The following is a 15729-nucleotide window of genomic DNA, read 5'->3' as shown; positions in this document are numbered from 1 at the left end:
CAATTTACTGAAATTAAGACTATCATCACGTTGCTATCTGACACATTTCACATTATTTAACAAGTATTATCATAACAATGTAATGCTGTTGATTTTCTCTTTATATATGCCCCTAAAAAAGAAATTCATCACTTAAGACATCAAAGATTAATCCCATTCTAAAAATTGAGAAAACTTTGACACCAAAAAGTCTAATAGCATATATTTTTATTTTTTAGGATCCAGTGTTATTTCATAGACTTTAGGATCATATTTCATCATCGCCCCAGTAGCAGCATCAACACCCCAACCAATTATTCCAATAAAGTTTAAGATAGAGACCGGATTAAAAGTTGTTTCAGGTTGAAACATCTTAAATTCATAGCCTTCTTTCTTTAAAGTAACTGTTTGACCGCTAAAACCTTTTTTAAGTCTGACTGCTACAGGAGTTATGCCCCTATCAAGACCATCAACCTCAACTTTAGCACCTTCAGGAAAGGTTTTAATAGTCACTGTTTGTTTTGTCCCTGTAAAAATTGTCGCACAAGAAGTTAAAGTAATAGTTACTAACGATAATAGTAAAATTTTTTTCATAATATGTTTATTGAGATAAAGTGCAAAGATATAAAAGGAAAGTTATTATCATGAAAACAACTTAAGATTAATTTAAATAAATTTAGATCTATTTTGAATTTACACCAAATTGCCTATCCGGTAATGAAGTAAAATCATATATTAAATTCTTGACGAGAGAAGAATATGCTACATGTAAAAAAAATATCATTATTCTTTTTAGAAAGCCTCTAAAAACTATCTGACCTCAAATCATAATAATCACACGGAAAGCAGAACTTTAACTTTATAATATCTTTAAAAATGGACTTAAAAAAGAGAGAAAAAAAGCGTACCTTTGCGGTATGATTAATGTATCCAATCTTTCTCTTCGCTACGGTAAACGCGTATTGTTCGAAGATGTCAATCTCAAATTCACACCTGGTAACTGTTACGGTATTATTGGTGCCAATGGAGCTGGAAAATCGACTTTCTTGAAAATTGTTTCTGGAGAAATTGATCCTTCTACAGGTTCCGTTGCTTTTACACCAGGCGATAGAATGTCGGTATTAAGCCAAGATCACTATGCTTTTGACGAATTTACAGTTTTGGAAACCGTAATGATGGGTAATCATGAGCTATACAAAATCATGAAAGAGAAAGATGCGATCTATATGAAAGAAGATTTCTCTGATGCTGACGGTGAACGCGCTGGTGAATTAGAAAGCTTATTTGCTGAAATGGACGGCTGGAATGCTGAATCAAATGCCGCAACACTCTTAAGTAGTTTAGGTATTAAAGAAGAATTCCATTATAAATTAGTTTCAGAAATTGACGGTAATCAAAAAGTACGTGTCTTATTGGCGCAGGCTTTATTTGGTAAACCAGATATTTTGATTCTCGATGAGCCTACCAACGATCTTGATATTAATACAATTGCATGGTTAGAAGATTTCTTAGCTTCTTATGAAGCTATCGTATTAGTTGTATCCCATGATCGTCACTTCTTAGATGCTGTATGTACGCATACAGTAGATATTGATTTTGGTAAAATGACCATCTATACCGGTAACTACTCTTTCTGGTACGAGTCTTCTCAATTAGCGTTGAAACAACGTACTGATCAGAATAAGAAAACTGAAGATAAGGTTAAAGAATTGCAGGAATTTATTCGTCGCTTCTCGGCCAATGCATCAAAATCAAAACAAGCAACTTCACGTAAGAAAGCTTTAGATAAGATCAACATTGATGAAATTAAGCCTTCTAACCGTAAATATCCTGCGATCATGTTTAATACCATGAACAGAGAACCAGGAGATCAAACTTTACAGGTAGAAGGATTGAGCAAAACAGTTAACGGCGAAGTTTTCTTCAAAGACATCACCTTCATGATTAACAAAGGTGATAAAATTGCAGTATTAGGTGCAAATTCATTGATTACTTCGGCATTCTATGATATCCTTACAGGACGTGACAAAGATTTCAAAGGAGATATTAAATGGGGTATTACGATCACTCCTGCAGATATGCCAATGGATAATTCACCTTTCTTCGAAGGTAGAACAGAAAATCTGGTTGATTGGCTAAGAGATTACACAACAAACCCTGATGCTGATGAGCAATTTATTCGCGGTTTCTTAGGTAAGATGTTGTTCTCTGGAGAAGAAGTCTTGAAAAAATGTTCAGTACTTTCCGGAGGTGAGAAGATGCGCTGTATGTTCTCCAGAATGATGCTTCAAGGTGCAAACTTCTTAATCTTTGATGAGCCAACGAATCACTTGGACTTAGAATCCATTACTGCTTTGAACAACGGTATGGTTGATTTTAAAGGTTCCATGTTATTCACTTCTCGTGACCACGAATTAACTGAAACGGTAGCAAACCGTATTATTGAATTAACTCCAAAAGGTATCATCGACAAGTTGATGACTTACGATGAGTATATTAATAGTGAAGTTGTACAGGCACAGCGTGCTGAAATGTATAAATAAGAATTATTATCTATAAAAAAGAGAGGCCTTGATTGTTATAATCAAGGCCTCTCTTTTTTCATAATCTATATTAATTTGAATAAACTCCAAAATCAGCTAAATGTGAATAGAAGAAATTACCCCACGAACTTGTCGACTCTATTTTTAGATACTGTGTATTTAGTACCGATGTAAAATCTACATTGATCCAACTTCCTGACACTTGTATCAATTGAGCTGTTTTTACCAACGACCAGCTAGTACCATTTGTACTTGAGTAAATATTAATATCCTTCATCGCCCCGTTTAGGTTATCCCGATTTCTAAAAGCGACTCCTTTTACAGATCTCAAAGCCCCCATATTCACAGAAAAATAATGCGGCTGTGGCGTTTGAGCTGACGACCAAGGCGTATGCCATATTGTACTTCTATTTTTATCTAAAACGTTGCTTGCAGGCGCACCATTTTCTTGACTATCAGCTGCTATGATTGACCAGCCTGTTATCGGTAACAAGTTGTGAACAACAACTTTAGACAAATCAGGAAGATTATTGACAAAACTATATAAGTAACTATAAGTCGACCGGCTACCGTTCTCATGCATAAAACCAATACGAAGCTGGTAGTCTCCAGTTAAATCGTAAAAATCTGCCAATGGGCACTCAAATCTAAAGCTGTCAACGCCAATTACTTTAGTCGACCATTGCACAGCATCATAATCCTGATTACCACCATATGGACTTCTATCATGCCAAATCACGACATCTTTCACCGGCTTAGTCGCTGTAAACTTACCTGAAACAATAATTTTATTGCTAGCTACAGAAGCTGATAATGATGTAATATCTACAGAGGCTGCTTGGTACCAATCTGTACGTGTTACTGTACTGAATACTTGACTATTATTAAATGTTGCTGTAGTAGCTTGTGTCAGCGAAGTTGTAGAGATGCCATAAGTCGAATTACCACTTCCCATCAATGCCGTACCTAAAGTAGGAGCCAATGTTTTATTCATGCGGTTATGGCTAGCGTTAAGACCATGACCTAGCTCATGAATCATTCCTCCAATCCATACTGTTGCTTTCCAGCCGATATCGCCACCTATTCCTAAATTTTTAGCGTCTAAATTCACATAGTCCAGCGCATAACATGTGGTACCCGTTCCATAAAATGGCGGACCTCCTGGATTCGCCGGATCACTATTGTAAGTAGGAATGACAATCAGATTATGCTCACTTTTCTTTGCAGAAGGATTTAAAGCATAGTAAGCATCCACTTCCGATTTCACTGCGCCACTCCCCCCCTCATAAGGATAAGTTGCTTTTCCAAAATTACCTGGAATGTAGATAATATTAATTAGAGAGTCGTTGATCAGATCCAAACCAAAAGATTTACGACCAAAACCTTCGCGGTCCATGTTCGAAGCAAACATTTCCTGCGCATCGAGTAATATCTTACTCAGGCGCTTTCTGAAATTTGGTATAGAATCCAAATCATTTGGCACAAAGTAAACGACATTTAATTTGTAGGGATTGTTGCGCCATTCATTAGTCAAATTAAGCGCTTGCTTTTTTCCTAGACCGGATTCATCCTTGTCATAATTACTCAAATCCTGTGTAATGTCTTTACAAGAGAATACAGTAAGTAGCACTATACTACAGAGTACGTAAAAAGATTTATTCTTCATATTTTATGTTATAATGGTGTTAACCGAATTTATAAAAGACAAATCATTTTAAAAAAAATTATTTAAAAAATATAATATTTTACTTAACGCAAACGATTGTTTTTCGCAATCAACTATACTATTTGTAACAAAAGCATAGTAAAAACTATTTCACAACCAAAATATTAATTACGATTAAAGAAAAATTACAAGCACATTGATCAACGATGAGGTCATAAAAATGATTTTTCTTATAGTGAATGTGGCTTATAATTCATTTAGGCAAGTAAACATAGAATAGATTTAAATTTCTAGTAGAGGTGTTCAAAACCTGAATCATTAATAGCTAGATTTTTTTTTATTCCAGCCTCCTACTTACATCCAAAAAAATTATTATGATTCTTTTTATCTTTCTTATACAGCGGAAAGATGTTAATGATATAATAAAACGAAAATAATTACTGCAGGTAGCTTTTACACGAAAAAAATCATAAATTTTTAACAGATAAAAGATTGACTATTTTATATTGATTTTTTTAAAAAAACCTTTCTAAACGTAACTTAAAACAATATTCATATTAAATTATAAGCGCTCAATTACAGATAGTTAAAAACTAATAATTACTATTATTTAAAAATAAATGCTGTAATATGAAAACTAAAAAATATATTTGTCTACCAAATCGATAGATTTAATATTAAACATGAAAAGAACATTACTAAATTTTATTATCATCGCGATTATTGGGGTGGCCAAAACTACTCCCTCTTTTGCTCAAGGGTCCAATATTATTGAACTCACCGGTCATATTATTGACCAGAACACAAAAGAACCTTTGCCCGGAATTACCATTACAATTCAAGGAACTGTAAACGGAACATCAACGAATAACAAAGGTGATTTTAAACTCAACACAAAGGCAAAATATCCTTTTACATTAAAAGTATCTGGAGTTGGTTTTGAAACAAAAACTTACGAAGTAACAGGTCCAGAATCCAACTTAAATTTAGCATTATTGACGCAAACAATTCTCGGAAAAGAAGTGGTAGTCACGGCATCACGAACACAGGAAAGTATCTTAAAATCTCCTGTTTCAATTGAAAAATTAGATATCAGAGCTATTAGAGAATCCCCTGCCCCTAGTTTTTATGATGCACTTGAAAATGTTAAGGGTGTTCAAATGACCACTTCAAGCATTACTTTCAAAATTCCTAATACCAGAGGTTTCAATATTCCTAATAACTTTAGATTTGTTCAGTTGGCTGATGGTGTAGATATGCAAGCGGCGACATTAGGTGTTCCATTAGGTAATGCCATAGGTCCCACAGAATTGGATATTGCAAGTATAGAAATAACTCCTGGCGCTTCTTCTGCTCTTTATGGTATGAATGCCATTAATGGGATGGCTAATCTATTGACAAAAAACCCGTTTTTATACGAAGGATTAAGCGTTTACTCCAAAAATGGGTTAAATCATACCGGCGGTACTGGTCGAGAATTGAGTAATTTGACAGAAAATGCCGTCCGCTTTGCCAAATCTTTCAATAATAAATTTGCATTCAAAGTCAATCTTAGCTATTTAAGAGGAACAGACTGGTTGTCTAATTCTTATCAGGATCAAAATCCAAACACATTAAACACAGCAAACCCTGGCTTCCCAGAACTTTCGGGTAGTAACAACCCGGCCTACGATGGCTGGAATATTTATGGTGACGAAAATAATAATGCTGTGACCCTTTCGGGTTTGAACATTAATGGTAAAGCAAACCAATCTCTAATTGTGAGACGTACAGGTTACAAAGAGGAAGATCTTTCAAAGCCTACAGTTGAAAATTTAAAATTTGATGCCGCATTACATTATCGCCTTACTGAAAATGCGGAATTATCTTATAGCTACCGATTTGGTCAAATGGATGGCGTCTTTCAAAGAGGAAATAAAATTCAATTGGATAATGTAAAGGTTCAAAATCATAAATTAGAATTAAAAGGAAATGACTATTCTATAAAAACCTACCTTTCTACTGAAAACACGGGTGACTCCTACAATATTAAACCTTTGGCAGACAATTTAGACCTGACTCATTTATCTAATAATGCATGGCGAGATCTTTATAAAAACTCATTGCAAACACAGTTAAATGAAGGAATATCTTTAACAGATGCTTTAAGAAATGCTAGAATAGTAGCTGACAAAGGTCGTGTAGAACCTGGTACAAAAGATTTTGATGAACTAAAGAATACCATTACTAAAATCAATAATTGGGATCATTTGAATGCAGGCGTTAAAACCGGTACTGCAACAGGTGGTGCTCAATTGAAACAAATGAGCAGAACTTACCACGTTAATGCACAATGGGATTTAAGCCGACACATCAATATTTTCAACTTATTAATAGGGGGTGATGCGACCATTTATGAAGTAGTTCCTGACGGAAACAACTTTGTGGATTTTAAAAGACCTATAGCAGACAGGAGTCAGCCTTTGTCAAATGGTTCTTTTGGTGAAAATGTCTATTACAAAAAAGTTGGGGGTTTTGGACAGATTACAAAATCTCTTCTGGATGAGAAATTAAAACTTTTTGGATCATTACGGGTTGATTATAATCCTGAATTCTCAGCTAAAATTAATCCTAGGATTGCAGCAGTATATACCCTAAAAGAAAAACATAACCTTAGAGCATCTTTTCAAAATGGATATCGCTTTCCTGCTCTATTTGAAGCACTATCATTTGTCAATAACGGAAATGTACGTCGCGTAGGAGGCTTGTCCTATATCAATGAAGGACTTGGATACTTAGATAATTCATATACCCTTCAATCCGTAAATAGTTTTAATGCAGCGGTAAACAAGGATGTCGCAACTGGATTGACAGCTAATGATGCGGCACTTAAAAACCGGGAACTTTTAGCTGTTACAAATTTAAAGGCAACAGAGCCAGAAAGTATCAAGTCTTTCGAAATTGGCTATAAAGCGGTATTGTTTCAAAACAAATTAGCTATTGACTGGGATCTTTACAGCAATGTCTATAATGGATTTTTAGGTCAGGTAGAAGTCGCCGTCCCATCTACAGATAAGATCACAACAGATGCATCTGTTATTGATATGTTAGCTAGTAATAGATCCAAACAAACCCGTTACCGTGTTTATACGAATGCCAAAAACAGTTATAACAATTATGGAAGTTCTCTTGGCATTACTTATAACTTCAGTGGTAACTATACAGTATCCGGCAATATTAACTACAGTGATATTACTAAAAATAAAGAATCTGATTTATTTGTTACCGGATTCAATACTCCTAAGTGGGCATCTAATCTATCTTTCGGAAATAGACAGATTCTGCCAAATGTAGGTTTTAATCTTGTTTGGAAATGGCAGGATGCATTTGACTGGGAAAGCCCGCTTGTGAATGCCCGTGTCTCCGCTTATAATAATATTGATGCACAGGTTAGTTACAAGATGCCTAAAACAACTATTAAACTTGGTGGAAGTAATATACTAAACAATCATTATATACAATATGCAGGTGGACCGACACTTGGCGCTTTATACTATATGGCTATAACTTTTGATAACATCTTAACGAAATAATATTCCCTCCCCCCTTCTATTATAATTGGTTTAATCCTCCTCATTTCTCGATGACGGAGGATTTTTTTAAACTTTATTTTAAATAAAGCCCAAAATACCATACCCATGCTATTAAAATAAGCTGCATCGGAAGTCTTTGTGCATATAAATAATTCATCCCCGGCCCCGTATAATCGGCTTTAAAAATATTGATCATCTTTCTCGAAGAATTAACATTTGCAATGAAAACGACAACAAAAAAGATAATGAGCAATATTGCAGTGGTTGCTCTTAATGAAGGTATCATTAATCCGATTCCAGCGGCAATTTCGAGTACTCCCGTTAAGTATACTAAAAATAATTTTGCAGGAATAAAATCTGGCATCATCATCACCATACCTTTTTGAAATCTAAAATGCGACAAACCAGTGAAAATGATAAAAACAGTCATACCAAGATTACCTGCAAATAAAAAATCCCAAAAACCGTAGACTAATTTTGTGCCTATCAGGGCAAGAAAAAAAGCTGTAAAAAGAATAAGTAATAATTTCATAAGTCGATCATTAGTTTGTCCTAATCTAAATCTTGTTTTAAGTTTACAAGTGCATCACTTGAGAAACAAATAAATTAACGATTTGTTACAATCAAAATGATCTGTTAGATTCAGTTCTTTTCATTAGCACTATTTTTCAGATAAACTTTTACCTGCTTTTTACATTAATCCGAAATCAGGCACAAAAAAAACAGCCGTATGTATATTTACGGCTGTTTCTATTCTTTTACGTTTTTAGCTTATTTAGTGTAAGCTTGATGTATCCACTTTGTTCTTACCTTGTTTGATCATCAGCACGAATGGTACACAGGCTATGAATAATATTCCGATGTATAAAAACACATCCATATAAGATAAAACAGTAGCCTGCTTCATGACTGAACCTTCTAATAATTGATAAGCTTTACCTAAGGCTTCATTCGGGGTAAATCCTTTAGCTATAAAACTAGCCTGCATCTGATTGATACGTTGCTGTACCTCAAAATCAGTTGGATCTAAATTAGCTAATAAATTAACCCGATGGCTTTGACTAAAGCGAGAAATAAATGTCGTAATCAAAGCAATACCAAATGAACCACCCAATTGACGCATCATTCCCGTAAACGCCGCTCCTTCACCAATACTTTTACCCGATAAGGTCGACAATGATAAAGTCATTACTGGCACGAACAATAGACCTAAACCCACACCTCTAAATATTAAAGGCCAAAACATGTGTTCCGCTCCCGTATCATTTGTGAGACGGCTGTACATCACAAATGAAAAACCAAAGAATACACATAAACCTATCGCGACCATATATTTCTGAGGAACCCCATTCTGAATCATCTTACCGATAAAAGGCATCATGAAACCAGTCATCAGCGAACTCGGAATAAGCAGTAAACCTGCATCTGTTGCTGTCCATCCCAAAATAGACTGGGTGTAAATCGGAATAACAAATGTCGAACCAAACAAGCCGAAACCGAGTATAAAGCTCATCACGACACCAACTTGTAGATTTTTATCCTTTAAAACCCGCAAATTAACAATCGGCCGGTCATAGGTCAGCTCTCTCCAGACGAAAAACAGTAATCCTAAAACTGATGTAACCGAAAGAATAACAATTGTACTATTGGAGAACCAATCATCCTGCTGTCCATGTTCCAATACAAACTGTAAAGAACCAATAAACATAATCAAGAAAACCACACCCCACCAATCCACATCTTTAGCAGCCTGTTTTTCACCATATTTAGGACTCTTAACAAATGTAAGCGTCAAAAGAACAGCAATAATACCTAAAGGAACATTGATATAAAAAATATAAGGCCAAGAGAAATGATCTACGATATAACCACCTAGAGGAGGACCTAGCGTTGGCCCAACAATAACCCCCATTCCGTAGATGGCCTGCGCCATACTTCTCTTTGCCGGAGGATAACTTTCGGTAATAATAGTTTGAGCAGTAACTAATAATGCTCCACCACCCATTCCCTGTATAAATCTAAAAAATACCAGTTCCCAAATATTGGTTGAATTACCACATAAAAACGAAGCAACCGTAAAAATAATAATAGAGGCTGCAAAATAATTTCTGCGCCCAAACTGTTGCGATAGCCAACTTGTCATGGGGATCACGATCACATTCGCGATTGCATATGCTGTAATGACCCAAGCGATATCCGTTAACGTCGCACCCAATGTTCCTTTCATATCATTGAGAGCAACATTGACGATGGTGGTATCCACAATCTCCAATAAAGCACAAAGAACTGCTATAATGGTGATGATGACACGCCGATACCCATATTCAATGAGACTATCCTGATCAAGTGTAGCTGTCATAATCTTATTTTAAGTGAACGTCAACGTCAGCGTTCATTCCTGGACGCAATAAAGCAATATGATCAGCTGTGTTAGCTTTCGTTAATAATATCTTCACAGGAAGACGCTGTACTGTTTTCACAAAGTTACCAGTAGCATTATCCGGAGGAAGTAAAGAAAATTTAGAACCTGTTGCCGGTGAAAATGAATTCACTTCACCTTCAAATTCGATATTTGGATACGCATCAACAGTAACTGCTACCTTTTGTCCAATTCGAATATCATTCATCTGTGTTTCTTTGAAATTAGCAACAACCCAGGTCTCATGATTATCAACAATGTAAAATAATGCTGCTCCAGGATTAACCATCTGTCCAGGTCTTATTTTTACATTAGAAATCTGACCGTCTGCAGAAGCAGTAACTACTGTATACGAAAGATTCAATTTAGCGGCGTCAACAGCTGCTTTAGCGCGTTCAATATTAGCCTGTGCTACTGCTGTTTGTTTACTTGCAACATTTGTTTTACTCAGCACAGCCTGACGTTGTGAATTTGACGCATTTCGCTGTTGTTTTAAAATCTCAACTTGCTTCTCCGCCTCTAGCTTAGTTGTTAAAGCCTGTTCATATTGCTGTTTCGTAATTGAATGGTTATTATAAAGATTCGAATACCGGTTGAAATCATTTTGAGCTTGTTCTGCACGAATTTGCGCAACATCAATACTTCCAATATTAGAACGAACCGTCGCATCAGAAATCGCTACATTAGCAGAAGTGGCATTCACATCAGCTTTCGATACTTCAAAAGATCCCTCTGCGCCCAACAAAGCAGCTTCAGCTTCTTTTACCTTTATCAGATAATCCTGTGTATCAATCGTAAATAATGTATCTCCCTTTTTAACAATATCATTATCCTTTACATACACTTGTGCAATATAACCACCTACTTTAGGAATGATCGGGTTCATATTTTTATCAACCTGTGCATCATCTGTTGTTTCATGCGACTGACTGTGGATGTATTTATAACCACCATACCCTCCTCCAACTAAGATAAGAGCAATAAGAATGAAGACAAATTTCTTATTTGATGGTTTCTTTTCTTCTTGATTTTCCATTGATATTTATAATTATTTTGTTGTTAATTGACCATTTACTAAAAGTAAATCATAATATTTCTCTACAGTATTAGCTTTGGAAATCGCTAAGTTAATTTTTGATTGCAACTGTTGTACATCAGCTTCTAATAAATCATCTGTATCCGCCACACCATTATCATATTTATCCTTTACAATACGATAATTTTCATTCGCCTGATTTACTGCCTCTGTATACAATTGATTTTGAGAAATCGTCAAGTGATAATTTTCATTCGCCTGTTGTACCTGAACTTTAATTTTGTCGTTCATAATAACTACATTTTCATCCACTTGGCTTACTTGATTACGGGCGATATTGACATTCTTCTTATTTTTATAAAGTGATCCAATATCATAAGAAACTCCTACACCAACATTCACTGCATTTTTCACTGTTACCAAATTATGTACGTCCAGTGCAGCATAACCACCCGTTAATGCTATTTTGGGCAATGCATTAGATTTCTCAATATTGACCTTATTCAAAGCAATATCATGTTGTGCCTGTAAGGCCTTCAATTCATTCCTATTGGCCAACGCGGTTTGAACATCAGAGAAATCTCCTGCTATAGGTGCCTCATCCAGATTGATCGCAGAAACTTGAGTAGCCTCATCTAGTTTTAAAAAATTAACCAACTGATAATTTAAAACATTAGCATTTTTTTTTGCTTCCTGAAGAGAAACCTTATAATTAGACAATTGCAATTCAGCTTTTAAAAGATCATTTCGTGGAATGATCCCATTCGCCTCCATCGCTTTAAAATCTGTCACACGTTGCTCAGATCTTTTAATATTTTCTTCCATTAAAAGTGCAGTCTGTTGCGCTTTATACAAATTGATATACAAGCTAATACCTTGTTCAGCCAATTGATCTTTTAACGCTAAAGCTGAGAACTCCTCCATCTTCACAGCATTGCCAGCTGCTGCGATACTGTTTTTAATTTTTCCACCTGTATAGATGGGCATACTTACAGAAGCCTGTCCTAGCATTAACTGATTAGCTTTAATATCCATCGGATCTGAAGATGATGATACAGGTATCCGAAGTTTAACATCCGGAGAAGTCATTGCTAAATATTGTCCGCTCAACTTAGCGTCAGGAAGTAAACTATTCTTTGAAGCATCCAACTCCAATTTTCTTCCTTTAATTTTTGTTTCTGAAGCTTTTGCTTCCAAACTTTGTGTCTGAGCAAGACGGATTACTTCTTGCAAAGTGAGGGGATCACCCTGTTGCGCAAATGCAACCCCCTGTAGACAGAAAAGTAAGAGTGCCAACTTCCCTATTTTAATATTCATATGTTAATAAAGCTTTAATCGTTCTTTGTAAGTGGGTTACTAAAGTTGACTCCATATATTGACTATATTCCTCATCAGTAGTAAGATTTAATTCTGATTTTAGAAAAGATCTGTTCATCTGAAAATTCATGAACGTCCCCATCATTGTGGCATGTATCAAGATTGGATCATTACCTGATCGAAACTCGCCTGCATCTACTCCTTTTTGAAGAATACTTGAAATGACATTTAAATTGTGCTTTTTTAAATTTTTATAGGAATCGGAAAGCATCAACCTTTTTTTCACTCCGGCTTCTATTGCCAAAATATGATAGATCGCCAGACTAGAATTCATATATTTAATATAAGATTTTACCATCTCGTCAAGGATATCCATCACAGGAATAGTCAATTGTAAAATACTCTCATCCATCTTGAATTTTTCAACCCTGTAGGTAAAAAGATCATCTAGCAATTTATCCTTAGAACCAAAATAATAATTGATCATAGCGACATTGACCTGGGCTTCATGTGCTATATCACGTACAGATGTACCATCAAATCCACTTGTAGCAAAAAGCTTTTCTGCGACATGCAATATTTCTAATTGTTTTTCACTGAATTCCATTATTGGGATTTTAAAAACCGTGTGCAAATTTAAACAAGCGTTTAAATTAAACAAGCGTTTAAATTAAAATTTACAAAAAGATAACATTAATTCGATATCATTGTAAATAAGATAAATAACATTGATTTACATTAGTTTTTCCATAAAAAAAACCTTCCTCAAACAAATGAGAAAGGTTTCTTTATAAAAATATTGAGAATATTTTAATCGTAATTTCTTATAAAATTGCTAATTAAGTATTGTAAAAATCAATTCTGTCAGGATATCTTTAGTACTCGTATTACCTCCTACATTCATTCCTTTTGATTTTAAATCTGCATCTTTTAATGCTTCGATGATCGTAAATGTTTTTCTTCTATTGTAGTTACGTGCTGCAAGTTCATATTCTTTCATAAAAAAAGGATGAACACCCAGCTCTTTAGCGGCTGTGCTTTTATCAATAATATAATGATATTTTAAAATCTTGGTGAAATATCCAGCTATAGTACCTAGAACTAACACTAAAGGATTACTTTTTGGATTTGCGGCAAAATAATCTATAATCTGATATGCTTTAAATGCGTTGCGCTTCGCTAAAGCAGTATTCAGTTCAAAAACATTAAAATCTTTCGAAATACCAATATTTTGTTCAATATCTGCCACAACAATTTCTCTTTCCTTTGGTACATTGAGCATCAGTTTATTCAGCTCATTGACAATTTTAGAAAGTTCTGTACCTAAATATTCTGACAGTAGGGCCGCTGCTTGAGGATGTATATTCCATCCCTGTTCTTTAATATAAGAAATAACCCATGCGGCTACTTTATCGTCATAAAGTTTGTTTGATTCTACGACAAGGCCTTTTTTTTCAATGGCTTTGTATAATTTTTTACGCTTGTCAAACTTGCCATATTTATAATCAAACACCAAAACCGTACTCACTGTACATTGCTCTACATATTTGAGAAGCAATTCGTCATCCTTCCATTTTAGATCCTGAGCCTCTTTAATAATAATCAGTTGGTGATCACTCATCATTGGATAACGCTTGGCAGCATTCACAATTGTCGAGAAATCAGTATCCTTTCCGTAAAGTACAGTTTGATCAAAACCTTTCTGAGCATCATTAAGAACCGTATGCTCTAATGCATCACTTATGACATCTATAAAATAGCTTTCCTCTCCGTGCAATAAATAGACCGGCTGAAATTTACGTTTTTTAATGTCTGTTAAAATAGGACTGATATTCATGATGCCACTAAATTACAACTAAAATGACGAACCGTAAAATTTGAATAACGGAATCCTACATCTCTTCTATTTTGAATAATTCAAAAATTAGTATCTTTGTCCTATGTTTAACCCAATTCCGTTAAATTTACCGCCATATCCAGCGAAATTGACAAAAGAGAATGAAACCATTTTCATTTTTGACGATTTACGAAAGAAGAAACTTGTTTTAACTCCGGAAGAATGGGTTCGCCAACATTGGGTACACTTTCTCCATATCAACAAAAAGTATCCTAAATCCTTAATGAAGATAGAAGGTGGCTTACGACTGAATGACCTTCAAAAACGAAGTGATTTACTCATCTATAATAATCAAGGAGAAAAAATAGTACTAGCTGAATTTAAGGCGCCACATATAAAAATTACACAGGCGACCTTCGAACAGATCGCTAATTACAATTCTATCCATAAAATTCCGTTACTCTTAGTAAGCAATGGATTGCAGCATTACTATTGTAAAATTGATTTTGAAAACAAATCATTTGCCTTTATAAAAGAGCTGCCGAGTTATGATCAACTTTAAGAGAATTGTAACTCATGTGTAAAACAAATGGCATATAGTATTTATTATTTAAAATATAGTTTTATATTAGTCTTATAAATTTGAATCACAAAGAATATGAATATAGATAAAAACGAATTCAGAAAATATGCAATCAAGCATCACAGAATTGGAAGTCAACATGTTGATGGATTTATTGCACGAGCGCAAGTAAACACACCTACAAACTTGACTCCATACATCGTAGAAGAGCGTCAATTAAACGTTGCTCAAATGGATGTATTTTCACGTTTAATGATGGATCGTATCATTTTCTTAGGTGATGGTATCAACGATCAGGTAGCAAATATCATTCAGGCACAATTGTTGTTTTTACAATCAACAGATTCCCAAAGAGATATTCAAATCTACATCAATTCACCAGGTGGTAGTGTTTATGCAGGATTAGGTATTTATGACACGATGCAATATATCGCACCAGATGTTGCTACAATCTGTACAGGTATCGCAGCTTCTATGGGTGCTGTATTATTGGTTGCTGGAGCAAAAGGTAAACGTGCTGCATTGAGACATTCACGTGTCATGATCCACCAACCTTCCGGCGGTGCTCAAGGTGTTGCTTCAGATATGGAAATCAATCTTCGTGAGATGATGAAATTGAAAGAGGAACTTTACACTATTATTGCTGACCACTCAGGACAAACTTACGAATGGGTAGAAAAATCTTCTGACCGTGATTACTGGATGAAGGCTTCCGAAGCAAAAGACTTTGGAATGATTGACGAGATTTTACTTCCTAAAAAGGAGATTATTAAATAA

General features: G+C 34.9%; 12 protein-coding genes. 4 read left to right on the top strand and 8 right to left on the bottom strand.

What is annotated here, in order from left to right; genetic code table 11:
• Positions 1-207 precede the first annotated feature (207 nt).
• Positions 208-573 (bottom strand): PEGA domain-containing protein, encoded by a 366-nt coding sequence (locus tag WH188_RS02215; RefSeq protein ID WP_021188459.1) that lies wholly within the window; start codon positions 571-573, stop codon positions 208-210.
• 323 nt (positions 574-896) lie between these two features.
• Here WH188_RS02215 and WH188_RS02210 point away from each other — a divergent pair, with 323 nt between their 5' ends.
• Positions 897-2522: an ABC-F family ATP-binding cassette domain-containing protein gene (locus tag WH188_RS02210; protein ID WP_132773672.1), complete on the top strand. Its 1626-nt coding sequence runs from the start codon at positions 897-899 to the stop codon at positions 2520-2522.
• 70 nt (positions 2523-2592) lie between these two features.
• Here WH188_RS02210 and WH188_RS02205 read toward each other — a convergent pair whose 3' ends face one another.
• Complete coding sequence (locus WH188_RS02205; RefSeq protein WP_168125838.1) at positions 2593-4188, bottom strand: discoidin domain-containing protein; 1596 nt, start codon at positions 4186-4188, stop codon at positions 2593-2595.
• 683 nt (positions 4189-4871) lie between these two features.
• On the opposite strand from WH188_RS02205, the gene WH188_RS02200 reads away from it, so the two are divergent.
• A complete protein-coding gene (locus WH188_RS02200; RefSeq protein WP_168125837.1) occupies positions 4872-7760 on the top strand; it encodes a TonB-dependent receptor in 2889 nt (962 codons plus the stop codon).
• Between the two features lie 73 nt (positions 7761-7833).
• Here WH188_RS02200 and WH188_RS02195 read toward each other — a convergent pair whose 3' ends face one another.
• The 6 genes from WH188_RS02195 to holA form a co-directional block, all read right to left on the bottom strand.
• Positions 7834-8292 (bottom strand): DoxX family protein, encoded by a 459-nt coding sequence (locus tag WH188_RS02195; protein ID WP_021188461.1) that lies wholly within the window; start codon positions 8290-8292, stop codon positions 7834-7836.
• A 243-nt stretch (positions 8293-8535) separates the two neighbouring features.
• Positions 8536-10119 carry an MDR family MFS transporter gene (locus WH188_RS02190; RefSeq protein WP_021188462.1) on the bottom strand — a complete coding sequence of 528 codons (1584 nt, stop codon included), beginning with the start codon at positions 10117-10119 and terminating at the stop codon, positions 8536-8538.
• Positions 10120-10123: 4 nt separating this feature from the next.
• Positions 10124-11215, bottom strand: coding sequence for an HlyD family secretion protein (locus WH188_RS02185; RefSeq protein ID WP_021188463.1), 1092 nt, complete (start codon positions 11213-11215; stop codon positions 10124-10126).
• A gap of 12 nt (positions 11216-11227) precedes the next feature.
• Positions 11228-12532, bottom strand: a complete 1305-nt coding sequence (locus WH188_RS02180) for a TolC family protein (protein ID WP_168125836.1) — start codon at positions 12530-12532, stop codon at positions 11228-11230.
• Positions 12522-13139 (bottom strand): TetR family transcriptional regulator, encoded by a 618-nt coding sequence (locus WH188_RS02175; RefSeq protein WP_132773680.1) that lies wholly within the window; start codon positions 13137-13139, stop codon positions 12522-12524. The genes WH188_RS02180 and WH188_RS02175 overlap by 11 nt, the downstream gene beginning before the upstream one ends.
• A 228-nt stretch (positions 13140-13367) precedes the next feature.
• Positions 13368-14369, bottom strand: a complete 1002-nt coding sequence (gene holA / locus WH188_RS02170; RefSeq protein ID WP_168125835.1) for a DNA polymerase III subunit delta — start codon at positions 14367-14369, stop codon at positions 13368-13370.
• Between the two features lie 103 nt (positions 14370-14472).
• On the opposite strand from holA, the gene WH188_RS02165 reads away from it, so the two are divergent.
• The gene (locus WH188_RS02165) at positions 14473-14931 is read left to right on the top strand and encodes a type I restriction enzyme HsdR N-terminal domain-containing protein (RefSeq protein ID WP_132773684.1); all 459 of its coding nucleotides are present in this window, start codon (positions 14473-14475) and stop codon (positions 14929-14931) included.
• A gap of 96 nt (positions 14932-15027) precedes the next feature.
• On the top strand, positions 15028-15729 hold the full coding sequence (gene clpP / locus WH188_RS02160) for an ATP-dependent Clp endopeptidase proteolytic subunit ClpP (RefSeq protein ID WP_132773685.1): 702 nt from the start codon (positions 15028-15030) through the stop codon (positions 15727-15729).

Origin of the sequence: Sphingobacterium sp. MYb388 (assembly GCF_037479535.1) — a bacterium.
Classification (GTDB): domain Bacteria; phylum Bacteroidota; class Bacteroidia; order Sphingobacteriales; family Sphingobacteriaceae; genus Sphingobacterium; species Sphingobacterium anhuiense.
This window is presented reverse-complemented; position numbering and strand designations above follow the sequence as displayed.

What these genes read in the sequence shown, in the direction of transcription:
- WH188_RS02215 (WP_021188459.1), bottom strand. Translation starts at nt 573, where the DNA reads ATGAAAAAAATTTTACTATTATCGTTAGTAACTATTACTTTAACTTCT.
- WH188_RS02210 (WP_132773672.1), top strand. Translation starts at nt 897, where the DNA reads ATGATTAATGTATCCAATCTTTCTCTTCGCTACGGTAAACGCGTATTG.
- WH188_RS02205 (WP_168125838.1), bottom strand. Translation starts at nt 4,188, where the DNA reads ATGAAGAATAAATCTTTTTACGTACTCTGTAGTATAGTGCTACTTACT.
- WH188_RS02200 (WP_168125837.1), top strand. Translation starts at nt 4,872, where the DNA reads ATGAAAAGAACATTACTAAATTTTATTATCATCGCGATTATTGGGGTG.
- WH188_RS02195 (WP_021188461.1), bottom strand. Translation starts at nt 8,292, where the DNA reads ATGAAATTATTACTTATTCTTTTTACAGCTTTTTTTCTTGCCCTGATA.
- WH188_RS02190 (WP_021188462.1), bottom strand. Translation starts at nt 10,119, where the DNA reads ATGACAGCTACACTTGATCAGGATAGTCTCATTGAATATGGGTATCGG.
- WH188_RS02185 (WP_021188463.1), bottom strand. Translation starts at nt 11,215, where the DNA reads ATGGAAAATCAAGAAGAAAAGAAACCATCAAATAAGAAATTTGTCTTC.
- WH188_RS02180 (WP_168125836.1), bottom strand. Translation starts at nt 12,532, where the DNA reads ATGAATATTAAAATAGGGAAGTTGGCACTCTTACTTTTCTGTCTACAG.
- WH188_RS02175 (WP_132773680.1), bottom strand. Translation starts at nt 13,139, where the DNA reads ATGGAATTCAGTGAAAAACAATTAGAAATATTGCATGTCGCAGAAAAG.
- holA (WP_168125835.1), bottom strand. Translation starts at nt 14,369, where the DNA reads ATGAATATCAGTCCTATTTTAACAGACATTAAAAAACGTAAATTTCAG.
- WH188_RS02165 (WP_132773684.1), top strand. Translation starts at nt 14,473, where the DNA reads ATGTTTAACCCAATTCCGTTAAATTTACCGCCATATCCAGCGAAATTG.
- clpP (WP_132773685.1), top strand. Translation starts at nt 15,028, where the DNA reads ATGAATATAGATAAAAACGAATTCAGAAAATATGCAATCAAGCATCAC.